A 25150-nucleotide genomic window follows, 5' to 3' on the forward strand; every position below is an offset into this window, starting at 1 on the left:
GGCGTGTCGGATGCGAGAATTCCCACCATGAGGACGCTCTACCCGCCGATCGAGCCGTACGACTCCGGACTGCTCGACGTCGGCGACGACGATCAGATCTACTGGGAGGTCTGCGGCAACCCCGACGGCAAGCCCGCGGTGATGCTGCACGGCGGGCCGGGCGGCGGCTGCACGCCGGGGCACCGGCGGCAGTTCGACCCGGAGGCGTACCGCATCGTGCTGTTCGACCAGCGCAACTGCGGGCGCAGCCGGCCGCACGCGAGCGACCCCGCCGTCTCCCTGGAGCACAACACCACCGCGAACCTCGTCGCCGACCTCGAGCGGCTCCGCGAGCACCTGGGCATCGACCGGTGGCTGGTGTTCGGCGGCTCCTGGGGAAGCGCGCTGGCGCTGGCCTACGCCGAGACGCATCCGGACCGGGTGACCGAGCTGGTCCTGCGGGGGATCTTCACGCTGCGGCCGTTCGAGCTGTACTGGTACTACCAGGAGGGCGCCTCGCTGCTCTTCCCCGACCTGTGGGAGAAGTACGTCGCCCCGATCCCCGAGGACGAGCGGGACGACCTGATCGCCGCGTTCGCCGCGCGGCTGAACGACCCCGACCCGGACGTACGGATCCCGGCGGCGCGGGCGTGGAGCGTCTGGGAGGGCTCGACGATCACACTGCGTCCCGACCCGGAGATCATCGCGCAGCAGGACGACCCCGACTACGCGGTGGCGTTCGCCCGGATCGAGAACCACTACTTCGTCAACGACGGTTTCTTCGAGGACGGGCAGCTCATCCGGGACGTCGACAAGATCCGGCACATCCCGGCCGTGATCGTGCAGGGCCGCTACGACATCGCGACCCCGGCGGCGACCGCGTGGGACCTGCACAAGGCCTGGCCGGAGGCGGACTTCCACCTCGTCGACGACGCGGGACACGCCTACAGCGAGCCGGGCATCCTGCACCACCTCATCGAGGCCACCGACCGCTTCGCCCGTTGACGCGGCGGATCGATCGCCGCCAGGATGGCACCACCGTAACGACTTAGGTGGTGTGCCCATGGCCCTCGTTCAGCGGTCGATCGCCGTACTGGACGCTCCGTCGAACCTCGGGCTCCGGCCGCCGCGCGAGGGCCACGAGCCCGGGGTCCGCGGCCTCGCGGCCGCGTTGCGCGGGCACGGCGTCGTCGACCGGCTCGGCGCGGCCGACGCGGGCCGGGTCGAGCCCCCGCCGTACTCCTTCGCCGCCGAGCCGGTCACCGGCTTCCTGAACGGACCGGCGATCGCGGAGTTCTCCGTGCGGCTCGCGGACCGCGTCGGGGACCTCCTCGACGCGAGACGGTTCCCGCTCGTGCTGGGCGGCGACTGCGGCATCGCGCTGGGGCCGGCCCTGGCGCTGCGGCGGCGCGGCTCGTACGGGTTCGTCTACCTCGACGGGCACGACGACTACTCCCCGCTGCGCGACCCGGCGAGCCGGCACGGCCGGTTCACCGCCGGGGGCACGGCGCTCGCGCTCGTCACCGGGCACGGCCCGGCCGCGCTGACCGACATCGAGGGCCTCGGTCCGTACATCGCCGAGGAGCACGCCGCGCACATCGGCGTGCAGTACGAGCCGGAGGACCTCGAGCTGTTCGACCACGAGCCGTTCCGCACCTCGCCGATCCACCGGTACCCGATCGAGTACGTCCGCGAGCACGGCGCCGCGGCGGCCGCCGAGGCCGCGCGCCGGGACCTGGCGGCGGCGCCCGTCGAGGGTCACTGGATCCACATCGACGCGGACGTGCTGGACAAGAGCGTGATGTCGGCGGTCGACTCCCCCAACCCGGACGGCCTGTCTCTCCCGGAGTTCACCGAGGTCCTGGCGACCCTTCTCGGCGACCCGCGCGCGGTCGGCATGCACGTGGGCATCTACGACCCGGAGCTCGACCCGTCGGGCGAGGCGGGCGGCGCCCTGGTCGACGCCCTCGTCACCGCGCTCACGCGCTGAACGCCTCTCCCCATAACCGAACATGATTCGGTACGGTGGGAGGCGAACGCGCACGAGAGTGAGGCGGCGACGGTGAGCCATGGCTGAGACCGCGATCGCCGGGCTGGGCATGACCGAGCTCGGCAAGGTGTACGGCCACAGTCCGCGCCGCCTGGCGGCGCAGGCCGTGCGGGCGGCGGCGGCCGACGCCGGACTGGCCCTCACCGACCTGGACGGCCTGATCGTCGCGCCGGGCATGTCGGGCGGTCCCGGCGTGGAGCTGGCCCGCACGCTCGGCCTGCGCGACCTCCGGCTGCTCACGACGATGAACGCGTTCGGCGCCTCCGCCGGCGCGATGGTGGCCTACGCCACGTCGATGATCTCTGCGGGCTCGGCGAGCGCCGTCGCCTGCGTGTTCGCCGACGCGCCGCTGCGGCCCGAACGCCCGGCGGGCGCGGCGTACGACCGGACCGCGCCCGAGTGGCACGGCCTGGACGGCCTCCGCGCGGCCCTCGGGTTCCGCAGCGTCAACGCCTACTACGCGCTGGCCGCCCGGCGGCACATGGCCCGCTACGGCACGACCAGCGAGCAGTTCGGCGCGATCGCGGTCGGTACGCGAGCCTGGGCGACCGGCAATCCCCTCGCCCAGATGCGCGAGCCGATCTCGCTGCGCGACCACCAGGAGTCCCGCTGGGTCGTCGAGCCGCTGCACCTCCTCGACTGCTGCCTCGTCTCCAACGGCGGCGTCGCGGTCATCGTCACCGGCGCCGAGCGCGCCCGCGACCTCGCGCGGCCACCGGTGTACGTCTGGGGCTGGGGGCAGGGCCATCCCGGGCACCGGCTGGAACGCGGCAGTGAGTTCGGGCTGACGACCGGCGCCGCGATCTCCGGCCCGGCGGCGATGAAGATGGCCGGCGTCACCACCGGCGACATCACCATGTGCCAGCTGTACGACTGCTACACCTACACCGTGCTGGTGTCCCTGGAGGACTACGGCTTCTGCGCCAAGGGCGAGGGCGGCCCGTTCGCCGCGAGCGGCACGCTCGGCCCCGGCGGGGCGCTGCCGACCAACACCGGCGGCGGGCAGCTGTCCGCGTACTACATGTGGGGGATGACGCCGCTGTCGGAGGCGGTCATCCAGGCCCGCGGCGACGGCGGCGAGCGCCAGGCGGCCCGTAACGACCTGATCCTGGTCAGCGGCAACGGCGGCATCATCGACCACCACTCGACCCTGATCGTCGGCCCGCACCCGAAGGGGCATCGATGAACGTGGACGGCGTCGTGCGGCGGGACGCCCGCTCCGGTCCGTTCTTCGACGGCGCGGCGCGGGACCGGCTGATGATCCGCCGCTGCGCGCCCTGCGACCGCTGGTACGCCCCGGACGCCGGCGGCTGCCCCGAGTGCGGCGCCGAGGAGCTCGACTGGGCGGAGGCCAGCGGCCGGGCGGTCCTCGTGTCCTGGGCGGTCGCGCACCTGCGCGGTGGCGACCCCGCGCCGCTGGCGCTGGTCGAGCTCGCCGAGGGACCGTGGATGTACGGGCGGCTGCACGGGGTCACCGCCCCGCGCGAGGGGCTGCCGCTGCGTGCGCGCTTCGTCCATCCGGACGAGGGCGAGAGCCATCCCGTTTTCGAGGAGGACCGTGAAGACCGAGGTCTGTGACAGGTTCGGGATCGAGTTCCCGCTGTTCGCCTTCAGCCATTGCCGTGACGTCGTCGCGGCGGTCACGAACGCGGGCGGCTTCGGCGTGCTCGGCGCGGTCGCCTACAGTCCCGACCGCCTCGAGGAGGAGCTGCGCTGGATCGACGAGCACGTCGGCGGCCGCCCGTACGGCGTCGACGTCCTCGTCCCCGGCAAGATCGCCAAGGAGGCGGCGGACGGCCGCGGCTCGCTGCTGTCCGCGGTCCCGCCGGAACACTGGGACTTCCTGAAGGGGCTGTTCGAGAAGTACGGCGTCCCGGCGCCGCCACCGGAGGCGCGCAGCGACCCGCGGGTCGACGGCGTGGGACGGCAGGTGACGCAGCAGGGCGCGACCGAGCTGATCGACGTGGCGCTGGCCCATCCGATCCGGCTGATCGCCAGCGCGCTCGGCCCGCCCCCTCCGATCATGGTCGAGCGGGCCCGCGCCGCCGGAGTGCCCGTGGCGGCGCTGGTCGGCACGGTCGAGCACGCCCGGCGCCAGGTCGAGGCCGGGGTCGACCTCATCGTGGCGCAGGGCGGTGAGGCCGGCGGCCACACCGGCGAGATCTCCACGATGGTGTTGGTCCCGGAGGTCGTCGACGCCGTCGCGCCGCTCCCGGTCCTCGCCGCGGGCGGCATCGCGACCGGGCGGCAGATGGCGGCCGCGCTGGCCCTGGGCGCGTCGGGCGTCTGGTGCGGCTCGGTCTGGCTGACGACTGAGGAGGCCGAGACCCTGCCCGCGGTCAAGGCCAAGATGCTCGCCGCCACGTCCCGGGACACCGTCCGCTCACGGTCGCGCACGGGCAAGCCGGCCCGGCAGCTCCGGTCTGCCTGGACCGACGAGTGGGACTCCGCGGACAGCCCCGGCCCGCTGCCGATGCCCCTGCAGATGATCGTCGCCGAGGGCGCGATGGCGCCCATCGGCAAGGCCGCCGAGGCCGGCAACGAGGGCGCCCGGGAGCTGGCCAACTACTTCGTCGGCCAGGTCGTCGGGCTGATGAACACCGTCAAGCCCGCGCGTCAGGTCGTCTACGACATGATCGAGGAGTTCGCCGACGCCCTCGAGCGGCTCAACCGCATCACCGGCGAGTGAAGGCCCCGCTCCGCGCCGGTCCGGGACCGGGCCGGCGCGGAGCCCATCAATCGGGCATGTCCCCATCCCGGGTTGTGGTCGGGACGCATCCCCAGGTGACGTGAAAACGCCAGATCCGCCTCGTACGCTGCATTCACGACGGTCCGTCACCGTCGTACGGTGCGATTTCGCGGGGGTGCGGCGTGAGTGTCCCGGAACCCGCCGAGCCGGTCGGCGAGGACGTCCTCAGCACCCAGGTCGGCCGCGAGCTCCTCGAGCTGCTGGACGAGCGCACCACGGCCCATCCGTGGCGGCTCGGCGGCCAGGCGTTCCCGCTGATGGTGCTGGAGGCGGCCGACCCGGGTGTGGACGCCGGCGCGTACATCGACGCCCTGGCCCAGGCCGCCGCCGCGGCGGACATCCCGCACATCGTCCTGTCGCCTCCGGACGCCCCGGAGGGCGCCGCCGGCCCCGGAGATCGGGGGGCCGCGATCCCCGGTGGGACGCCGCCGGAGACCGCCGTCGGTCGCGACGGCCAGGGTGGCGCGGCTCCCGGCGGGACGCCGCCGGAGGTCACCCTGCTCGACTCGCTGACCAAGCCCGGCGCGTGGCCCGGGGACCGCCCCGCAGCCGGCCGCTACCGGTTCCCCCGGTCCGACCTCGTGCGGTCCCTCGAAGAGGCGGTCAGGAGCGCCGCCGCCAAGAACCGGACGCAGCCGTCCTCGACCACGCCCGCCGAGGAGTGGTACGACGCGGCCGTCCTGCTGCCGTGGACCCGCCGGCCGCTGACCGCGCCGGTGTGGTGGTCGACCGTCATCGTGCTGGTCGCCGCGATCTTCGGCGGCGTCGCCCAGGGCGTCGCCGACCAGACGCGCGTCGGCACCCTGCTGGCCATGTGCGTCGCCCTGCTGGCGGCCGTCGCGCTCGCCGCCGGCCTGATGAACCGCAGGATCTGGCTGCCCGTCCTGTCCCGCGTCGGGTTCGGCACGCGGTACCGCTGGCTGGCCGCCTCGTCGTTCTTCGCCGTGCAGGGCAGCCGCGGGTTCGGCGGCCGGCTGAAGTCCCAGCTCGGTCACGTCCACCAGGCCCTCGCCGCCGGATCGCCCGCCTCGGCGGAGTCCTGGCTGCAGACGAAGACCTTCGCGTTCCTGGAGGACCTGCGCGCCCGGCACCGCCGGCTCTCCCCCACCCTCCGGGGGTTCAAGCGGCCCGCCCCGTCCGTGATCTTCCTGAAGGACATCACCCGCCGGAACGGCGGCGTCGGGCTGCTGCTGGCCATGAGCGACGTGCGCAGCCGCCGCAGCGAACTGCACCCCCTCCTCGTCGTGGCCTCCGTCGACCACGGCCACCGCGCCGACATCGACGACCTGCCCGGCGCCCGCGGCGTCCAGGGCTCGCTGTCCCCACGGGGCCGTTACGAACAGTGGATCGAGTCGCTGGCCCGCGCCCAGGGGCCGAGTGCCCAGGTCGCCCTGCCGTGGCTGCTGCGGCTGCCCATCGCCGCCGGCAGCCCGACCCGGGCGGCGCCCCCGGCGCTCAAGCCCCGGACCCGGCCGCGCTGGACCTGGCTGTGGTCGGGCCGGTCGCTGCTGGCCCTCCTCGCCGCCCTCGCCGTCGGCGGGTCGTACCTGCACGCCCAGCTCGCCTCCACCCACTGCAGCGTGCACGCGCTGTTCTTCGCCAACACCGACACCCAGCTGCGGACCGACGCGGCGGGCAGCCGCGAGTGCGTCGGCATCGCCACCAAGGGCGTCCGCTTCGAACGGGACCCTCTCAGCACGGCGCTGGGCGGCACGAGCGTCCGGCCCGACGCCGCCCACACCGCGGGTCAGATCACCCTCGCCGACCTGGAGAACCGCATCGCGGCGGAGAACGCCTGGGTGCTGGGCACCCACCGGCCGTACGTGACGATCCTGTACGTCGGGATGATGACGTCGGCCGACGGCCAGGAGAGCAGCGCGGTGAGCACGATCCGCCAGCTGGCCGGCGCGTACCTCGCGCAGCGCGGCAACAACCGGGCCCAGGCCGGCGGCGGCGACAACCCGCTGAAGATCCGGCTGCTCGCCGTGAACGCCGGGCAGGACATGGCCTTCTCGAAGATCGCCGCGGACCGCATCCTGGCGATGGCCCGGCGGGACCGCACGGTCGTCGGCGTGGTCGGCCTGGGCCGCAACACCGCCGAGTCCCAGAAGGCCATCCGCCGGCTCAACGCCGCCGGCCTCGCGGTGGTCGACCCGGTCAACTCCTCCGACACCCTCCGCGCGCTCCCGCAGTTCTACGGCCTGGCCGCCACCGACAACGACGAGGCCGTGGTCGCCCGCAAGGCCCTGGGGAGCCGGCGCGCCGGCCGCACGCTGGTCGTCTACCGCTCCCCCGGCTCGGAGGGCAGCGACTACGGCGCGGAGCTCGCCGAGGACGCGCGGCGGGCGCTGGCGCTCGGGCCGTCCTCGACCATGCTGCGCTACGACGGCATCGACGACATCGGCGCCAAGGTACGGGCGGCGTGCCGTGGATCGACGGGAGACCCCTACGCCCTGGTGTACTTCGCCGGACGTACCGAGGACCTCGGCGGCCTGATCAACGCGCTCCGCGACGGCGGCTGCGCCGACCGCGAGCTGACCGTGCTCGGCGGGGACGAGGTGTCGCGGTCGCGGTTCGGCACCGGCCGCACCGACGTGCTGCTGCCCCGGTCGATGACCGTCTACTACACGACGTTCACCTACCTGCCGAACCTCCTGGCGGGGGGCCGGGACACCGACAACCCGTTCTTCGTCCTCGCCCGGAACGAGCTCGGGATCGGCCCGGCGGATCGCACGGCCCTGCTGGCGGACGGACAGATGATCATGGCGTACGACTCGGCGTCCGCGCTGGCGCGCGCGGCGGAGAACGCCTTCGGGACCCTGGACCTGGCCGCGCACGGCGTGTCCCGTGCCCCGGGCAGCGCGTCCGTCACCTCGGGCTCGGTCCTGCTGACCCTGCCGAACCTCAGCTACCAGGGAGCCACCGGCCTGATCGACTTCACCCGCGACCAGCACGTCACCGGCGGCTCCGGCCGCCGGGCGCTCACCCTGGTCAAGGTGACCGGGCGGGACCTCGGAGCGACGCCCACCGCCGTCTGCGGCCAACTGGCCGGCGGCACACCGGCCCCCGGCCTGACACCCTGCCGGTAGACCGGCTCGCGCACGCCGGGGCGTCTCCGGTCCGCGGCCGGGAGAAGGCCCGTCACCGGCGGGGAGAGAGCCCGTCAGCCGCCGGAAGAGAGCCCGTCACCGGCCGGGAGAGAGCCCGTCCGCCGCCGGGGGCGGGTCCGTCAGCGGCGGTACTGGTACACCGGCCGGGCCGGGCCGGACTGGATCTGCCGGTCGATGAGCTGCGCGAAGGCGCCGTAACCGAGCTGGTTCGGGTGGAAGCTGCGGGGTTCGGCCGCCAGCGCCCCGAAGTCGATCTTGAGCGGGTTCAGGTACGGCTGCGCCGTCCCGAGCTCGTGCCCGTCGAACGCGGCGTACCCGTCGGCGAACTCCACGGTGCCCGGCCGGCCGGCCGCCGCCAGTCCCCCGTCGGCACGCCGGGCCGCATCGGCGATGACGTCGTCGAGGGCGCGGACGACGCCGTTGAGGTAGACCTGGTCGGCGACGCCGATGTTGTCCACCGAGCGGCCGGGGCGTACGGGGAACGGCCGGGGATAGCCCAGCACGACGATCCGCGCGTTCGGCGCCCGCCGCCCGATCTGCTCGAACACCGAAGCCAGTCCGGCGGGCAGGGCGGCCGTCCGGGCCCGGATGCCGGCGTCCTGGTCACGGCAGGCCGACGACCACGGAAGCCGCACGACACACCGGGTGACGATCTCAGAGAAGCCGATGTCGTTGCCGCCGATGGTGAGCGTCACCAGGCTGGTGTCCGGTCGCAGGCGTTCGACCTGGGCCGGCTCGCCGTACCGGCCGCCGTGCAGGACGTCGTCGATCCGCGCGCCGCTGCAGGCCCACAGCGTTCCGCCGAGGGCGAACCGGAAGCCCCGCAGCACGGTCGAGAAGTACGAGCCCTGGGAGCGGTGACAGTCCTGGGCTCCGCCGCCGGCGTACCCGTGGTCGGCGGTGAGATCCCAGGTGCCCTCCCCCGAGGAGTAGGAGTCGCCGAGGGCGACGTAGCCGCCACGCAGGGCGGCCTGCAACCCGGTCAGCCGGGTCGGCGGAGGGACGAACCGGATGCGCGGGATCCCGCAGCCGGAGCCGAAGAGCCGGCACTGCCCGGTCACGGCCAACGGAACGACCAGCGCGCCGATCAGGACCGCGACGACCGCCGGGACCAGGACGAGCAGGCCACGGCGGGTACGGATGCTTCTCCCCAGTGCCGCGAGCGCGACCATGCACCACCTCCGCCCCGAGATCATGATCTCATCTCCCCGCGCCGGGAGCGAGCCGTGAACTCCGCCGCGAGGGGCCTCCGGGGCGGCGCGATGATCAGCACGCTTGCCGGGGTACCGGGGAGGGGATAGCATCCGAGGTGTTGCAGTCGTAGTTTCCTCGTACGTGTTAAGTTCGACTTGAACGCCCGCGGGAAGTTTTGACGGCGGGCGTTTTCGCTTCTCCGGGATAGTTTTCGCGGACGTAAGCAAAGGTCCGTAACGCAGCCCCGGAACGCCGACCCGGCGTCTCGGTGAGGCTCCCAAGAAGGAGAGAAGAAAGAAAGTGGCAGAAGGTACCGTCAAGTGGTTCAACGCCGACAAGGGCTTCGGATTCATCGCTCCTGACGGCGGCGGCCCGGACGTTTTCGTGCACTACTCGGCGATCACCTCCTCGGGCTTCCGTAGCCTGGAGGAGAACCAGCGAGTCAGCTTCCAGACGACCCAGGGCCCGAAGGGCCCGCAGGCGGAGGACGTGACCCCGCTCTAAGGCTTAGAAGTGCCTCACCGGGCCCGCACCGATCATCGGTGCGGGCCCGGTGTTCTTTCGGCCCGCGATGCGGGCCTGATGCCCTTTCGGCCCGCGGTGCGGGCCGGGCCGGAGGGCGCGGTTACCGGACGCCGGCCTCCTTCATGTCGCGCAGCTCGCGCTTCAGCTCCTTGATCTCGTCGCGGAGCCGGGCCGCCATCTCGAACTGCAGCTCCTCCGCCGCGTGGTGCATCTGCTGCGTCATCTGGTCGATGAGGGCCTCCATCTCCTCGCGCGGCCGCTCGCCCACGAGGTCGGCGGCGTGCCGGCCGGCCCGCTGTTTGGAGGACAGGCCCGGCACCGGGGCCTTGCCCCGGCTCTGCTGCCGCCCGGCACCGCCGATCAGCTCCTCGGTGTCGGCGTCCTCACGGGCCAGCATGTCGAGGATGTCGGCGATCTTCTTGCGCAGCGCCGTCGGCTCGATGCCGTTCGCCTCGTTGTAGGCCGTCTGCTTGGCGCGCCGCCGGTTGGTCTCGTCGATCGCCCGCTCCATCGACGGAGTCACCTTGTCGGCGTACATGTGGACCTGGCCGGAGACGTTTCGCGCGGCACGGCCGATCGTCTGGATCAGCGAGGTCTCCGAGCGGAGGAACCCCTCCTTGTCGGCATCGAGGATGCTGACCAGCGACACCTCCGGCAGGTCGAGGCCCTCGCGGAGCAGGTTGATGCCGACCAGGACGTCGAACTCCCCCAGCCGCAGCTCGCGCAGCAGCTCGACCCGGCGCAGCGTGTCGACCTCGCTGTGGAGGTAGCGCACCCGGATGCCGAGCTCCAGGAGATAGTCGGTGAGGTCCTCGGCCATCTTCTTGGTCAGCGTGGTGACCAGCACCCGCTCGTCGCGCTCGGCGCGCTGGCGGATCTCGTGGACCAGGTCGTCGATCTGCCCCTTGGTCGGCTTGATGACCACCTCGGGGTCGACCAGGCCGGTCGGGCGGATCACCTGCTCGACCACGTCGCCCTTGACCCGGCCCAGCTCGTACGGACCGGGCGTCGCCGACAGGTACACCGTCTGCCCGATGCGCTCCAGGAACTCCTCCCACTTCAGCGGGCGGTTGTCCATCGCGCTCGGCAGCCGGAACCCGTGGTCCACCAGCGTGCGCTTGCGCGACATGTCGCCTTCGTACATCGCGCCGATCTGCGGCGTGGTCTGGTGCGACTCGTCGATGACGAGGAGGAAGTCCTCCGGGAAGTAGTCGAGGAGGGTGTTGGGCGCGGTGCCGGGACCACGGCCGTCGATGTGCCGGGAGTAGTTCTCGATGCCGGAGCAGGTGCCGACCTGCCGCATCATCTCGATGTCGTACGTGGTGCGCATCCGCAGCCGCTGGGCCTCCAGCAGTTTGCCCTGCCGCTCCATCTCGGCGAGCCGCTGCTCCAGCTCCGTCTCGATGCCGTTGATGGCGCGCTCCATGCGCTCCGGGCCCGCGACGTAGTGCGAGGCCGGGAAGATGTACAGCTCCTCGTCCTCGGTGATCACCTCACCGGTCAGCGGGTGCAGCGTGGCGAGCTTCTCGATCTCGTCGCCGAACATCTCGATGCGGATGGCGAGCTCTTCGTACTGCGGGATGATCTCGATCGTGTCGCCGCGCACCCGGAACGTGCCGCGGGTGAACGCCAGGTCGTTACGGGCGTACTGCATCGCGACGAGCCGGCGCAGCAGCTCGTCCCGTTCGATCTCGTCGCCGACGCGCAGCCGCACCATGCGGTCGACGTACTCCTGCGGGGTGCCCAGGCCGTAGATGCAGGACACCGACGCGACCACGATCGTGTCGCGGCGGGTCAGCAGCGAGTTGGTCGCCGAGTGCCGCAGCCGCTCCACCTCGTCGTTGATCGAGGAGTCCTTCTCGATGTAGGTGTCGGTCTGCGGGACGTACGCCTCGGGCTGGTAGTAGTCGTAGTAGGAGACGAAGTACTCGACGGCGTTGTTCGGCAGCATCTCGCGCAGCTCGTTGGCGAACTGCGCGGCGAGCGTCTTGTTCGGCTGCATGACGAGCGTCGGGCGCTGCACCTTCTCGATCAGCCAGGCGACCGTCGCGGTCTTGCCGGTGCCGGTCGCGCCCAGGAGCACCGAGTCCTTGTCGCCGCGATCGACGCGCCGCTCCAGCTCGGCGATCGCGCCCGGCTGGTCACCGGACGGGGTCATCTCGGTGACGACCTCGAAGGGCGCCACCTTCCGCTGAAGATCGGTGACAGGCCGCACGATGCTCCTCCGCTTACTGCGCTCGCTGGCCGCCTCGGCGGCTCCTGGATCGGGCGGGCCGACGGCCACGGTCCCCGGTATGAGATTCAACCTACGCTCCGGCACCGACATTCCGCGCCGCGATCGGCCGGCCCCCAGGAGGTCAGGTCTCCCCGCCGCCGGCTCCGCCCGGGACGATGAGGCCCGTCTCGTAGGCGACGACGATCGCCTGGGCGCGGTCGCGCAGGCCGAGTTTGGACAGGATCCGCGTCACGTGGGTCTTCACGGTGGCGTCGCTGACCTGGAGCCTGCCGGCGAGCTCGGCGTTGCTCAGCCCGCGCGCCAGCAGCCGGAGCACGTCGAGCTCTCGGGGGGTGAGCGTCGACAGGTCGCGGTGCAGGGTCGCGGCCTGGCCGTCGTGGCGGGCGAACCGCTCGATGAGCCGGCGGGTGATGCTCGGGGCGAGCAGCGCGTCGCCGGAGCGCACCAGCCGCACCGCGGCGACCAGGTGCTCGGGCGAGACGTCCTTGAGGAGGAACCCGCTGGCGCCCGCGCTGAGCGCGGCGTAGACGTACCGGTCGAGGTCGAAGGTCGTCAGGATGATGACGCGCGGCACGTACGGTCCGGCGGACAGGATGCGCCGCGTGGCCTCCAGGCCGTCGACCTCGGGCATCCGGATGTCCATGAGCACGACGTCGGGCCGGGTCCTGCGGACCTCGTCGACGGCCTTCACGCCGTCGGCGGCCTCCCCGACAACGTCGATCCCCTCGGCGGCCAGGATCATCGCGAACCCGGTACGGACGAGGGCCTGATCATCGGCGATGACCACCCGCAGCGGTTCCCGCTCGCTCATGCGCCCTCCTACATTCACTGCTCCCCCAGGGGGATCAGGGCGCACACCCGGTAGCCGCCGGCCGGGAGCTCACCGGCCTCGAGCGTGCCCCGGTACACGGCGAGCCGTTCGCGCAGGCCGATCAGTCCCCGGCCACTGCCGGAACGCGCCGCCGGGGTACGCGTGCCGCCGGTGTCGGTGACCTCCACGCGCAGCTCGTCCGGAGCGTACGCGACCGTGATCCGCACGCGGGCGCCGGCGGCGTGCTTGACGGTGTTGGTCAGCGCCTCCTGGATCACGCGGTACGCCGCCAGGTCGACGCCCGCGGGCAGCGGCACCGCGGAGCCGGTCACGGTCAGTTCGACGGGCACACCGGACTCGCGGACCCGGCCGGTGAGCGCCGCCACCTGGTCGAGGCCCGGCGGTGGCGCGAGGTCGTCGGGCGCCTTCTGATCGGGGTCGTCGACGTTCAGGGTGAGCAGGCCCATGACGTGGCGCAGCTCGGTCATCGCGGCGCGCCCGCCGGACTCGACGGCCAGCAGCGCCTGCTCCGCCCGCTCGGGCGCCGTGCTCATCACCTTGCGGGCGGCCCCGGCCTGCACGACCATCATGCTGACATTGTGGGTGACCACGTCGTGCAGCTCCTGCGCGATCCGGGAACGCTCCAGCTCCACCGCGTGCCGTGTGGCGGCCTCCTTCTCCGCCTCCAGGCTCCGTACGCGCTGTTTCCAGGTGTGGATGGCGTTGGCCGCCAGCCCGAACGGGATCAGCAGCAGGAACGTGGCCAGGCCGGGCCTGAGGGCGGGCACGGCCGCGTCGTGGTCGGCCGCGACCAGCGCGGCGCCCGCCAGCGCGCTCGTCATCGCGAGGGCGCGGTACGGGCTGTACACCACGGCGCTGTAGGCCGCGATGACGAAGGCCGTGAACGTGAACCAGGGGTCGAAGCCCGGGCTCTGGTGATAGGCCAGCATCGCGCCGGTCACCACCCAGAAGGCCGCGAGGGGGAACCGCCGCCGCGCCACCAGCGGCGCCGCGGCCAGAACGGCCAGGATGAGCTGCCCGAACGAGGCCGCGGCGAAGTGGTGGGCGAGCTGACCGCCGCCGAGTGGCGCGACCGGCCGGGGCGGAACGGGCGGCCGGTCCGGGGGCATCGGGAAGGGGACCACCGGAACCGGTCTCCCGTCCACGGTGCTGGAGACGGCCTCGGAGTCGCCCCAGCTCAGCGCGTCGTTCAGCGTGCCCACGGTCAGCACGAGAGCGAGGATCGCGTCGGCCGCCCACGCCCAGCGGGACTGGGCCGGCGGCGGGCTCGTGACACGCCGCAGCGCGGCGATCCCGGCGTGCCATCGGGCGGTGATCTCTGCTCCGTACACGTGCCCAAGTGTCGCAAGCGCTCCCCGGCTCCTACATCCGTCCGGATGACGAGCGGCTCCCTACAGGGACGTACATCGCAGTGATGACGCGCCGCCCTGGTCCACCCGGCGGCGGACCGGAGTTCGTCACCGCTGCCGACGCGCCCGGCGCGGGGCCGCTCCTAGCGTCGGGTCCGCCCTGAACCGACCCCATACATGGAGGACCCGTGACCGCGCCGATCATCGAGATCCGCGACGTGAGCAAGAGATACGAGGCGGGACGGCCCGCCCTGGACGGCGTGACCCTGGAGGTGGGCGCCGGTGAGGCCCTGGCCGTGCTCGGCCGGTCGGGCAGCGGCAAGTCGACCCTGCTCAACCTGATCGCCGGGCTGGACCGACCCAGCGAGGGCGCCGTCACCGTGGACGGCCGCCGCGTCGACGGCCTGAGCGAGGCCGCCTCGGCCAGGTACCGACGGGACCGCATCGGCATGATCTTCCAGTTCTTCAACCTCCTGGACGACCTGACCGTGGAGGGCAACGTCCTGCTGCCCGCCCAGCTGGCGGGAACCGCGCGGGAGCGGGCCCGCGCCCGGGCGGCCGAACTGCTGGAGCAGCTCGGCATCGCCCGGCACGCCCGCGCGTACCCCGGCCGGCTGTCCGGTGGAGAACGCCAGCGTGTCGCGGTCGCCCGTGCCCTGATGAACCGGCCCCCGCTCCTGCTGGCCGACGAACCGACCGGCGCGCTGGACAGCGCGTCCGCGGCGAACGTACGGGAACTGCTGGTCGAGCTGAACCGCGACGGTCAGACGATCGTGCTCGTCACCCATGACACCGCGCTGGCCGCCTCGTGCGCCACCCGGACGATCGGGCTGGTCGACGGCAGGATCGCCCGTGACGTACGGGCGGCGGCTCGATGAGCGCCCGGCGAGAGGGCGGTACAGCCCGCACCGGACGGCGACCCGTGCCGACGGGGAGCGCGCCGGGCAGCGGTGATGCGGCCCGCGTCGGGCGGCGACCCGTGCGGGCCGGGAGCGCGCTGGGCAGGGTGGTGCGCGCCGGTGTGGGGCGGCGGCGCGTCCAGACCGTCGTGATGGTCCTGACCACGATGCTGGCGGTCGCCGCGTCCGTCCTGGCCCTCGGTCTCCTCGTCGCGTCGCAGGCGCCGTTCGACCACGCCTTCGCCCGCCAGCGGGGCGCGCACCTCACCGCCCAGTTCGACGGCGCGAAGGTCACCCCCGCGCGGCTGACGGCCACCGCCCACCTTTCGGGAGTGACGGCCGCCGCCGGGCCGTTCCCCGTCCGCTCGCTGCGGCCGCGTATCCAGGGCGCGGAGGCGGCGATGCTGCCGACCGACCGGCTGCCACCGATGACGATCGTCGGCCGCGCCGATCCCGGCGGGCCGGTCGACCGGGTGGACGTCACCGCCGGCCGGTGGGTCTCCGGCCCCGGGGAGATCGTGCTGAGCGACGACGGCCCGCGGTCCGGCGTCGGCGACCGGCTGGACTTCCCCGACCTGCCGGGGGACCCGACGCTGACCGTGGTGGGACTGGCCCGGTCGGTCGGTGCGAGCGCCGAAGCGTGGGTGTCGCCTGCGCGGCTCACGGCGCCGAACGCGCCCGGCACCGGGGCCGCCTACCAGATGCTCTACCGCTTCACCGACTCCGCCACCGACGCCCAGATCACCGCGGACCGCGCCACGGTCGCCGCCGCCGTGCCCCCGGGGTCGATGACCGGAGCGGCGTCCTATCTGAAGGTCAAGCTGGCCGCGAGCCGCGAGTCGGCGACGTTCGTGCCGTTCGTGGCCGCCTTCGGCGTGCTCGGCCTGTGCATGTCGATTCTGATCATCGGCACCGTGGTCAGCGGCACGGTCGGCGCCGCCACCCGGCGCATCGGCGTGCTGAAGTCCCTCGGGTTCACGCCCGCGCAGGTCGTGCGGGCCTACGTGGCGCAGGCCCTGCTCCCCGCGACCGCCGGCAGCGTCCTGGGCGTCGTGCTCGGCGGCCTGCTGTCGGTGCCCGTGCTGGCCCAGGCGGAGAGCGCCTACGGCACCGGGGCGCTCACCGTCGCCCCGTGGATCGACGTCGCGGTACCCGTGGCAGCCCTGATCGCCGTCGCCGCGACGGCGCTGGTGCCGGCACTGCGCGCCGGACGGCTGCGGACCGTCGAGGCGATCGCGGTCGGGCGTACCCCGCGCGCCGGCCGCGGCCGTACGGTCCAGCACCTGCTCGGCCGCCTGCCCCTGCCGCGCCCGGTGAGCCTCGGTCTGGCCATGCCGTTCGCCCGGCCCGCGCGGTCGGCGACGATGGTCGTGGCCGTGGCCTTCGGCACCATCGGGGTGACCTTCGGAATCGGCCTCGCCCTGTCGCTGAACGCCATCGAGGACGGCCTCGACCGCCGGGCCCCCGGCGCGGTCGAGGTCCATGCCTTCGGCCCGCCCGCCCGGGGAATGCCCCAGCCGCAGAAGCCGGCCGACCCGGACGCCATCGCCGCGAGGATCAGCGCCCAGCCGGGGACGCGGAGGTTCTTCCGGACCGGACAGGTCCAGGTCGGCGTCGCCGGGCTCGCGGGCGCCACCACGGTGATCACCTATACCGGGGACTCGTCCTGGGGGTCGTACCAGATGGTCGCCGGCTCCTGGTTCAGCGGCCCCGGCCAGGCGGTCGTTCCCTCCGGCTTCCTTCGGGCCACCGGGACGCGCCTCGGCGGCACGGTCACCCTGACGGCCAACGGCCGTACGGCGCCCGTGCGGATCGTCGGCGAGGCCCTCGACCTGCGCGACGAGGGGATGGTCATCCTGACCGACGCCGCGTCCATCGCCGGCCTGGACGCCGCCGCGCTGCCGGAGTCGGTCACGTTCGCCGTCGACCTGCGACCGGGCGTCGGCGCGCACGCGTACCTCGACTCCCTCAACGCGGCCCTGCGGCCGCTGGGCGTCACCGCCCGGCCCAACTCCGGTGAGGTGAGCGGCACGGTCGTCGCCATGGACACGCTGGCCGCGACGCTCGCCCTCATGCTGGTCGCCGTCGCCGGGCTCGGCGTGCTCAACACGGTCGTGCTCGACACCCGGGAGCGCGTCCACGACCTGTGCGTGCTCAAGGCACTGGGGATGTCACCGCGGCAGACGATCAGCATGGTCCTCACGTCCGTCGCCGGGATCGGCCTGGTCGCCGGCGTGCTGGGCGTCCCGCTCGGCGTCGTCCTGCACGATCAGGTGCTGCCGGTCATGGGCCGGGCGGCGGGCACCCGCTTCCCCCCGGCGGACATCGCGGTGTACGGCGCGCCGGTGCTGATCCCGCTCGTCCTGGGCGGACTGGTCATCGCGACGGCGGGGGCCTTCGTCCCGGCCGGCTGGGCCGCCCGGACCCGTACCGCCACCGCCCTGCGCACCGAATGACCGTGGCGGCGCGTCCGCCTCGCGGCTCTTGAGCGCCGTGGCCGCCGCCCGGCGCGAGCCCGCACGGGTGGCCTCCCGCTCTCTCTGGGGGGAGCGGGAGGCGCGGTGCCGCGCCGAGCCTCGGCCGACGTCACCGACGCGGTGCCGCGCCGGGCTTCGGTCGGCGTTACCGACACGGTGCCGCGCCGGGCTTCGGTCGGCGTTACCGACACGGTGCCGCGCCGGGCTTCGGTCGGCGTTACCGACACGGTGCCGCGCCGGGCTTCGGTCGGCGTTACCGAATGTCAATATGAGCGTCATGTCTGGCTTACACACTGCTCTCCGCCCGGCAGTCCGGTCGGAGCACCGTCATAGCCGAGCCCCCGCCCCCGGCCGTGAAGGACTCCCATGCCCCTGCGCCTCGCCGCCGTCACGCTCGCCTCCGCCCTCCCCCTCGCGCTCACCGGTACCGCCTCCGCCGCCACCACGGTGATGGACGTCGGGCACCGGGGCGCGTCCGCGTACGCGCCGGAGAACACCCTCGCGGCCTTCCAGCAGGCCAAGACCAGGCACGCGGACTACTTCGAGCTCGACGTCCAGCAGACCAAGGACCACCAGCTGATCGTCATGCACGACGAGACGCTCAGCCGCACCACGAACGCCGAGAAGATCTACCCGCACGGCTCGCCGTGGCGGATCCGCGACTACACCCTCAAGCAGATCAAACGGCTCGACGCCGGATCGTGGTTCTCCGCCAAGTACAAGGGCGAGCGGGTGCCGACCCTGGACGAGACGCTGCGCGCCATGGAGGGCAAGGGGATGAAGCTCCTCTTGGAGATCAAGAACCCCTCCCTGTACCCCGGCATGACGAGCCGGATCGCCGCCGAACTGCGCACCGAACCGTACTGGCTGCGCCCGGGCCGGCTGATCGTGCAGAGCTTCGAGTGGTCGTACCTCAAGTCCTTCCACAAGCTGCTGCCGTCCGTGCCGCTCGGCGTCATCGGCAAGCCGACGACGGCCCAGCTGCCCGCCGTCGCCAAGTACGCCCGGTACGTCAACCCGAAGTACACCACCGTCACCAAGAGCTACGTCAGCGGCGTGAAGAAGCGCCACCTCAAGGTCTTCGTGTGGGTGGTCAACGACCGCACGACGATGCGCCGGATGATCGGCGACGGGGTGAACGGCATCATCACCAACCACCCCGACACGCTCCGCTCGGTCCTCAAGGGGTAGCGAACTCGCAGAAGGCCACGGTGGCGTCGTCGTGCGGCTTGTTGCGGGGCCAGCGCCGCCCGTCCGGGTCGGTGCGCTCGGCCTCGCGGACCTGCTCGATCAGCGCCGCGGGCCCCCGCTCGGCCAGGGTGGTCAGGGTCTGCGGCCAGTCGGTCAGCCCGAACTGGTCGACCAGCCGGGTGGCGCCGTCGGTGAGCAGCGCCGCCCGGCGCAGACCCGCGATCGGCACGCTCCCGACGCGCGCCCGCTCGGCCACGCGCGGGTCGGCCGCGGCGAACCCGCTGCCGTCGGCGGTGAGCGCGGTGACCCGCCCGTCCCGGTCGAGCAGCAGCGTGGAGTCCGACAGCACCAGGTAGTCCGCCGCCCGGTCCCGGGCGCGCAGCGCGACGACCGTCGTGGCGGGGGTCCAGGGATGGGAGAGGTCGCAGCGGCCGCCGTGCGCGTCCGCCGTCTCCGCGATCGCCTGGGCCAGGGCCGTGGCCGGGCTCACCCTGTGGTCGAGGAGGCCGGCGAGCAGCCGGGTCGCGAGCTGCCCGACGTACCAGGGACGACCGTGCACGCACCCGGTCTCCACGCTCATGTCGATACTCATGCCGTCCAGCACGACGGCGGCGCCGAGCGCGGTGGCGACGAAGTCCTCGTTCGGCCGGGCGGGACTGCCCTGGTCGGTCGCCCAGGTGATCCGCATCATCGCGCGACACCCCTTTCAGTCGCCCGGATGAGCCGCGTCATCGGGCGCCGCCCAGGTCGGCGCGCCGTTTGAGCTCCGCCCACAGCTCGTCGACCTGTTCGGCGAGCCGCTCCAGTGAGCCGGAGTTGTCGATGACCCGGTCGGCGATCTCCAGCCGCCGCTCCCGGGTGGCCTGCGCGGCGATGCGGGCCCGCGCGTCCGCCTCGGTCATGCCGCGCCGTTCGGTCAGCCGCCGCACCTGCTCCTCGACGGGCGCGTCGACGACGACCACGAGGTCGTACATGCCCGCCAGGCCGTTCTCAGCGATCAGCGGCACGTCGTAGACGACGATCGCGTCCGGCGGCGCCTGCTCGACGAGCTCGCGCATCCGCTCGCCGACGCGCGGGTGGACGATCGCGTTGAGGCGCGCCCGCCGCTCCTCGTCGGCGAACACGATCGACCCGAGCCGCTCTCGGTCCAGCGATCCGTCCGGGCGCAGCACCTCATCGCCGAACTCCGCGACGACCTCGGCCAGGCCCGGCGTGCCCGGCTCGACGACCTCACGCGCCGCGGCGTCGGCGTCGACGACCACCGCGCCGTGCTCCGCCAGCCGCCGGGACACCTCGCTCTTGCCCGACCCGATCCCTCCGGTCAACCCCACACTCAGCACGACCGCGAGCGTACTCACTCCCCCGGCGCGGCCGCCACGAGGGACTTGCGCATGTGCACGAGCGTCAGGTGGTCGGCGACCCGCTCCCGGTGGGTCTCGGCGTACCCGAGCCGGCGGTACAGCCGCAGGTCGGTCTCGCTGAGGTGCCCGGTGAACAGCACGCAGGAGTCGGCCCGCCCGGCCACCTCCGCCTCCAGCGCCCGCATCAGCGCCTCGCCGATCCCCCGCCCCTGCAGGTCGGGCGCGACGACGAGCCGCCCGACCAGGCAGGTGCGCTCGTTGAACCGGCCGCGTACGGAGCCGACGAGCCGGGACCCCACGCTCGCCTTGAGGACCAGCGACTCGGCGATCATCTTCCGGATCTGGTCGAGGGACTCGACCAGCGGCGGCAGGAACGGATCACCGTGCAGCTGCGCCTCGGTGACGTACGCGGCGCGCTGCACGGTGAGGATCTCCCCGGCGTCGGCGACGTCGGCGCGCTCGATCCGGGCCTCTTCCACGGGCGGTCAGCCCACCACGCGGACGGTCGCGGCCACCGGGTAGTGGTCCGAGGCCTTCCGGGAGGAGTCGACCGCGCTGCTGTCGAAGCCGAGGTCGTCGCTGCCCAGGATCCAGTCGGCGCGCGCGCCGCCCGTCGTGGTCGGCGGAGGCGAGTCGATCGGGCTGCGCAGCCCGGTCTGGCTCATCAGCCGGCTCAGCTCCGGGGTGCCCGGGCCCGCGCCCATGTCCCCGGCGATGACCGTACGCGGCGCGCCGCTCCACACCTGCAGCAGCTTCACGATCTCGGTCAGCCGGCTCTGGGTGCGGTCGGCGCCCTGCTGGAGCTGGACGGACCACACGTCGGCGGTGCTCCCGCCGCCGACGTCGACCCGGGCCCAGACGTATCCCGGCGCCTGCGGGCCGGCGCCCACCGGCAGCCGCCCGGTACCGGTGGCCTTGACCCGCAGCCGGGTCAGCACCGCGTTGCCGTCCTGGTGGTCGGCCGCCGGCCCCCACACGAGACGCATCTTCAGCCGCCGCGCCAGCCAGGACGCCACGTCCGCGGTGCCCGACATCGGGCGGCCCCGGCCGACCTCCTGCAGCGCCACGACGTCGGCGTGCTGCGCCTCGATCGCGCGGGCGACCGCCTCGGGGTCCAGCCGTCCCCCGTCTCCCACGGCGTCGTGGACGTTGTACGAGACGAGGCGGAACGTCCCCGGCAGCGCCGCCGCCCGCGTCACCGAGGGCGCGGTCACCGCGTAGATCACCGGGACGACCACGAGGACCAGCGCGCCCGCGCCCGCGCCGAGCGCGCGGACCGCCGAACGGACCGGCAGCGGGCCACCGCGCGCCGCGGCGATCGCCGACAGCAGGCCCAGCGCGATGCCCGCCAGGCCCGGGAGGACCTTGTTCGGCAGCGGCAGCGGGTGGGTGTAGTGCAGTTGGTAGGGAAGGATCACGACCAGGACGCCCAGCCCGCCGAGGGCCGCGCCCAGGTCGATGCGCCACGCCCGGCCCCCGGTGTCGGAGACCTTGACGTTCGGCGGCGGGCCGCCCCGCTCGGCGGGCCGGCCGCGGTATCCGCCGCGCCGCAGCGGCACCCGTGAGGCGACCGCCAGCAGCCACGCCGACAGCACCTGCCCGATCACGACCACGGCGATCGCCGCCGCGCCGGTCAGGCCGTACCGGCCGGTGACCGCCCCGGCGCCCACGCCGAGGAGCGTGCCGCCGAACACGCACACCCCGCCGGGCACGGCCGCCACGGCCAGACCCGAGGACAGGAACGCCAGGGCCAGCGCCTGACCGACCAGGACGACCGTCCCGGCGACGGCCAGGGGCAGGCCGCCGCTGGAGGACGCGAACGCCGGGCTGGACAGCACGAGGATCTGCAGGGCCAGGAACGGCCCCAGCGCCGCGGCGCCGAGCGCGTCACGCCAGCCGATCACCGGAGCCTCGACCGGCGGTGTGCGCAGCCAGCGCGCCAGCGCGGCGGCGCCGCCGGCGACGACCAGCAGGGTGACGATCCAGGCCGCGACGCCCGAACGCGCGGGCGGGTCCCAGGTGCCGAAGGCGAGCCGCAGCGCGGTGTCGCCGGTGAGCCCGGCGGTCGCCGCGACCGCGAACCCGGTGCCGGACAGGCCGCGCGCCGCCTCGTACAGCGCCGTGACGGCGAGCATCCCGAACACGGCGCCCGCGAAGGCCGGCCACAGCGCCGGTGAGAACGCCTGCATGGCGAGCCGGACGAGCAGCAGCCCGCCGATCGCGACGGCCGCCAGGCCGCGCGGCCCGGCGACCGCGCGGACGCCGGGCGCGAGGAAGCCCGCGAGGCAGGCCACCAGGATCACCAGCGTGGCGGTGACCGCCCCGCCGCTCTCGGTGTAGTGCCCGAACGCGGGGAACGCCGCCCGCAGCACCTCCGCGAGCACCGCCAGGGTGATCGCGATCAGCGAGATCCGCGACAGTTCCTGGGGAACGACCGGGGGCCCCGCCGTAGCGACGGGACCCCCAGATCGGACGCGTGAGTCAGAATCGACCATATCGGTGGTCTTCTACTCCTCGCCGGTATGCGGTTGTTTGTCCTACTCCTGGCCGCCGGACAGCTTCTCGCGAAGCGCCGCGAGGGCCTCGTCGGAGGCGAGAGCGCCGCCCGTGTCGCCGCCCTGCGACTCCTCGGTCGCGTAGGACTGCGGACCGGCCGCCTCGGCCTCGGCCCGACGGGCCTCCTCGACCTGCCGCTTGTGGGCGTCGAAGCGGGACCGGGCCTCGGCGTACTGCCGCTCCCAGGCCTCGCGCTGCTCGTCGTAGCCCTCGAGCCAGTCGCCGGTCTCCGAGTCGAAGCCCTCGGGGTACTTGTAGTTCCCCTGCTCGTCGTACTCGGCGGGCATGCCGTAGAGCGTCGGGTCGAACTCCTCGTCGGTGAACGTCCCGCCGGTCTCGTTGGCCTGCTTCAGCGAGAGGCTGATGCGGCGCCGGTCGAGGTCGATGTCGATGATCTTGACGAAGATCTCGTCGCCGACCTGCACGACCTGCTCGGGGATCTCCACGTGGCGCTCGGCCAGCTCGGAGATGTGCACCAGACCCTCGATGCCCTCCTCGACCCGCACGAACGCGCCGAACGGCACCAGCTTGGTGACCCGGCCCGGAACGACCTGGCCGATCTGGTGGGTGCGGGCGAACTGCTGCCAGGGGTCCTCCTGCGTCGCCTTGAGCGACAGCGAGACCCGCTCGCGCTCCATGTCGACGTCGAGGACCTCGACCGTGACCTCCTGGCCGACCTCGACGACCTCGGAGGGGTGGTCGATGTGCTTCCAGGACAGCTCGGACACGTGGACCAGACCGTCCACGCCGCCGAGGTCGACGAACGCACCGAAGTTGACGATGCTGGAAACGACGCCCTTGCGGACCTGGCCCTTCTGGAGGGTGTTGAGGAAGGTCTGGCGGACCTCGCTCTGCGTCTGCTCGAGCCAGGCACGGCGGGACAGGACCACGTTGTTGCGGTTCTTGTCCAGCTCGATGATCTTGGCTTCGAGCTCACGGCCGACGTACGGCTGGAGGTCGCGGACCCGGCGCATCTCCACCAGCGATGCCGGCAGGAAGCCGCGCAGGCCGATGTCGAGGATGAGGCCGCCCTTGACGACCTCGATGACGGTACCGGTGACGATGCCGTCCTCGTCCTTGATCTTCTCGATCGTGCCCCAGGCGCGCTCGTACTGGGCGCGCTTCTTGGACAGGATCAGGCGACCTTCCTTGTCCTCCTTCTGGAGGACGAGGGCCTCGACGTGGTCTCCGACCTTGACGACCTCGTTCGGGTCGACATCGTGCTTGATCGAGAGCTCACGCGAGGGGATGACACCCTCGGTCTTGTAGCCGATGTCGAGCAAGACCTCGTCTCGATCGACCTTGACGACAGTGCCTTCGACAATGTCGCCGTCGTTGAAGTACTTGATGGTCTCGTCGATCGCCGCGAGGAAGGCTTCCTCGGACCCGATGTCATTGACCGCTACCTGCGGGGTACTCGAGGTGGCCTCGGTGCTGCTCGTCATGTGTGGGATGGCTCCGGATACGGACATGCGTAGTTGCCTGTGCTGCGCGGAGGGCCAGTTATCCGTCCCTGCCGATGAACCGGCGGCGTGACCATACCGATGTCGACGTGACCGAGCGCGAGCCTGCTCTGTCCGAGGCGCGCGCAGGCCCACAGCGCAGCGATCAGAATATGGGACGCCGACCGGTACGGTCAATCTCTTGCATGATCAGTACGGGCACGCGCGGGCGCGAAAGCCCTCGGCGAGGTAGATCATCTTAGCCTGCGGGAAGGCCACCGTGGCCGGATCTCCGTCGGACGTGTAGCGCTTGTCCGGGTGCTGGGCCAGCCAGTCGAGCCAGGCGATCGAGCAGAACCGCCGGCAATCGTCCTGGCGAACCCTGCCGTCATCGCGGATCCGCGGGATCTGCCGAGGATCATAGTCCTTCTCGAACGGCGAGTCGGCCGGACGCCAACCCGCCAGGAACATTCCCTGGAAGTCCCACCGGGCTCCGGCGGCCGCCCCGTGATCGGCCCACGACAGGCGCGCCGGGGCGCCGAAAGGAAACGCGAACGTCACCGGCGGGATACCCGTCGCACCCGTGATCATCTTCTGGTCGGTGCCGATCTCCTTCGCCACGGCACCGTGTCCCATCCCGGTCAGATCCGGATGGTGGGTCGTGTGGTTGGCGACCTCGAAGCCGTGCTGGGCCAGCCAGCGCATCGCGGCCGCCGCCCGGTCCCCCAGCGCGAACGGGTCCGCGTTCACGAAGAACGTCGCGACCGGGCGGAACCCCGGATTCTCCCGGGCCACCCGCTCGATCACCCCGACCGCGGTGTCCGGCTCCGGGGCGCCCGCGGCGTCGAACGCCAGATGTGTCGGCGAGCCGTCGTCGAAGGTCAGTACGACCGGATGCCGGCCCGCCGGGACGTTCATCGTCCCCGTGACGAACTCCGCGGCCGTCACCGGCACGTACCCCTCCCGCGCCAGCCGGGTGAACTCCGCGTACAACTGCGCCGGCGTACGGTCCAGCGACACCTTGGGCTTGGCCAGCACCCGGTGGACCATCAGGATCGGGACCTGGCCGAGCTCGTTGGCGCCCGCGGCGCGCGCCGCCGCGGCCGCCTTCGCCGGGTCGAAGCCCGACGGGGACGGTGCGGCCGTCCGCGCCGGAGCGACCGCCCGCCGGCCGCGCCCGGTCCCCCGCGCCGTCGTCCC

General features: G+C 72.9%; 20 protein-coding genes. 10 read left to right on the plus strand and 10 right to left on the minus strand.

The annotated features are described in order from the left end of the window. The first annotated feature begins 27 nt into the window (after nt 1-27). The 6 genes from pip to ABD978_RS33450 all read left to right on the plus strand — a co-directional run bounded on the left by pip (nt 28) and on the right by ABD978_RS33450 (nt 7867). Nucleotides 28-984, plus strand: a complete 957-nt coding sequence (pip, locus tag ABD978_RS33425; RefSeq protein WP_345363667.1) for a prolyl aminopeptidase — start codon at nt 28-30, stop codon at nt 982-984. Nucleotides 985-1042: 58 nt separating this feature from the next. Continuing rightward, on the plus strand, nt 1043-1969 hold the full coding sequence (locus tag ABD978_RS33430; protein ID WP_345363669.1) for an arginase family protein: 927 nt from the start codon (nt 1043-1045) through the stop codon (nt 1967-1969). A gap of 79 nt (nt 1970-2048) precedes the next feature. After that, nucleotides 2049-3215, plus strand: coding sequence for a thiolase family protein (locus ABD978_RS33435; protein WP_345363671.1), 1167 nt, complete (start codon nt 2049-2051; stop codon nt 3213-3215). Next, a complete protein-coding gene (locus ABD978_RS33440; protein ID WP_345363673.1) occupies nt 3212-3607 on the plus strand; it encodes a Zn-ribbon domain-containing OB-fold protein in 396 nt (131 codons plus the stop codon). The genes ABD978_RS33435 and ABD978_RS33440 overlap by 4 nt, the downstream gene beginning before the upstream one ends. Further along, nucleotides 3588-4718 (plus strand): NAD(P)H-dependent flavin oxidoreductase, encoded by a 1131-nt coding sequence (locus ABD978_RS33445; RefSeq protein ID WP_345363675.1) that lies wholly within the window; start codon nt 3588-3590, stop codon nt 4716-4718. Before ABD978_RS33440 ends, ABD978_RS33445 begins: the two co-directional genes overlap by 20 nt. A 182-nt stretch (nt 4719-4900) precedes the next feature. After that, nucleotides 4901-7867 (plus strand): type 1 periplasmic-binding domain-containing protein, encoded by a 2967-nt coding sequence (locus tag ABD978_RS33450; RefSeq protein ID WP_345363677.1) that lies wholly within the window; start codon nt 4901-4903, stop codon nt 7865-7867. 140 nt (nt 7868-8007) lie between these two features. Here the strand turns inward: ABD978_RS33450 and ABD978_RS33455 are convergent, their stop codons facing one another. Beyond that, nucleotides 8008-9060 carry an SGNH/GDSL hydrolase family protein gene (locus ABD978_RS33455; RefSeq protein ID WP_345363679.1) on the minus strand — a complete coding sequence of 351 codons (1053 nt, stop codon included), beginning with the start codon at nt 9058-9060 and terminating at the stop codon, nt 8008-8010. Between the two features lie 322 nt (nt 9061-9382). Between ABD978_RS33455 and ABD978_RS33460 the strand changes: the two genes are divergently transcribed. Next, nucleotides 9383-9586, plus strand: coding sequence for a cold-shock protein (locus tag ABD978_RS33460; protein WP_252799700.1), 204 nt, complete (start codon nt 9383-9385; stop codon nt 9584-9586). 121 nt (nt 9587-9707) lie between these two features. On the opposite strand, the gene uvrB is transcribed toward ABD978_RS33460, so the two are convergent. The 3 genes from uvrB to ABD978_RS33475 all read right to left on the minus strand — a co-directional run bounded on the left by uvrB (nt 9708) and on the right by ABD978_RS33475 (nt 14006). Then, complete coding sequence (gene uvrB / locus ABD978_RS33465) at nt 9708-11822, minus strand: excinuclease ABC subunit UvrB (RefSeq protein ID WP_345363681.1); 2115 nt, start codon at nt 11820-11822, stop codon at nt 9708-9710. Between the two features lie 142 nt (nt 11823-11964). Continuing rightward, nucleotides 11965-12654, minus strand: coding sequence for a response regulator (locus tag ABD978_RS33470; protein ID WP_345363683.1), 690 nt, complete (start codon nt 12652-12654; stop codon nt 11965-11967). 14 nt (nt 12655-12668) lie between these two features. Next, nucleotides 12669-14006 carry a sensor histidine kinase gene (locus tag ABD978_RS33475; protein ID WP_345363685.1) on the minus strand — a complete coding sequence of 446 codons (1338 nt, stop codon included), beginning with the start codon at nt 14004-14006 and terminating at the stop codon, nt 12669-12671. 206 nt (nt 14007-14212) lie between these two features. On the opposite strand from ABD978_RS33475, the gene ABD978_RS33480 reads away from it, so the two are divergent. The 3 genes from ABD978_RS33480 (at nt 14213) to ABD978_RS33490 (ending at nt 18591) form a co-directional block, all read left to right on the plus strand. Next, nucleotides 14213-14902 carry an ABC transporter ATP-binding protein gene (locus tag ABD978_RS33480; protein WP_345363687.1) on the plus strand — a complete coding sequence of 230 codons (690 nt, stop codon included), beginning with the start codon at nt 14213-14215 and terminating at the stop codon, nt 14900-14902. Between the two features lie 44 nt (nt 14903-14946). Then, nucleotides 14947-17379, plus strand: coding sequence for an FtsX-like permease family protein (locus ABD978_RS33485; protein WP_345363689.1), 2433 nt, complete (start codon nt 14947-14949; stop codon nt 17377-17379). A 387-nt stretch (nt 17380-17766) separates the two neighbouring features. Beyond that, a complete protein-coding gene (locus tag ABD978_RS33490) occupies nt 17767-18591 on the plus strand; it encodes a glycerophosphodiester phosphodiesterase (RefSeq protein ID WP_345363691.1) in 825 nt (274 codons plus the stop codon). Here ABD978_RS33490 and ABD978_RS33495 read toward each other — a convergent pair. From ABD978_RS33495 to ABD978_RS33520, 6 genes are all read right to left on the minus strand, one after another. Then, complete coding sequence (locus ABD978_RS33495) at nt 18581-19282, minus strand: protein phosphatase 2C domain-containing protein (RefSeq protein ID WP_345363693.1); 702 nt, start codon at nt 19280-19282, stop codon at nt 18581-18583. The two genes, ABD978_RS33490 and ABD978_RS33495, sit on opposite strands and share 11 nt — an antisense overlap. A gap of 37 nt (nt 19283-19319) precedes the next feature. Further along, nucleotides 19320-19931: a dephospho-CoA kinase gene (coaE, locus tag ABD978_RS33500; protein ID WP_345363695.1), complete on the minus strand. Its 612-nt coding sequence runs from the start codon at nt 19929-19931 to the stop codon at nt 19320-19322. A 14-nt stretch (nt 19932-19945) separates the two neighbouring features. Then, nucleotides 19946-20431 carry a GNAT family N-acetyltransferase gene (locus tag ABD978_RS33505; protein WP_345363697.1) on the minus strand — a complete coding sequence of 162 codons (486 nt, stop codon included), beginning with the start codon at nt 20429-20431 and terminating at the stop codon, nt 19946-19948. Between the two features lie 6 nt (nt 20432-20437). After that, nucleotides 20438-22447: an endonuclease/exonuclease/phosphatase family protein gene (locus ABD978_RS33510; RefSeq protein WP_345363699.1), complete on the minus strand. Its 2010-nt coding sequence runs from the start codon at nt 22445-22447 to the stop codon at nt 20438-20440. A 42-nt stretch (nt 22448-22489) separates the two neighbouring features. After that, nucleotides 22490-23953, minus strand: a complete 1464-nt coding sequence (gene rpsA / locus ABD978_RS33515; protein WP_345363701.1) for a 30S ribosomal protein S1 — start codon at nt 23951-23953, stop codon at nt 22490-22492. Nucleotides 23954-24160: 207 nt separating this feature from the next. Continuing rightward, nucleotides 24161-25150 (minus strand): polysaccharide deacetylase family protein (locus ABD978_RS33520; RefSeq protein WP_345363703.1); only part of this gene is annotated, 990 nt, incomplete at its 5' end.

The sequence above is a fragment of the Actinoallomurus liliacearum genome (assembly GCF_039542035.1).
Classification (GTDB): Bacteria; Actinomycetota; Actinomycetes; order Streptosporangiales; family Streptosporangiaceae; genus Actinoallomurus; species Actinoallomurus liliacearum.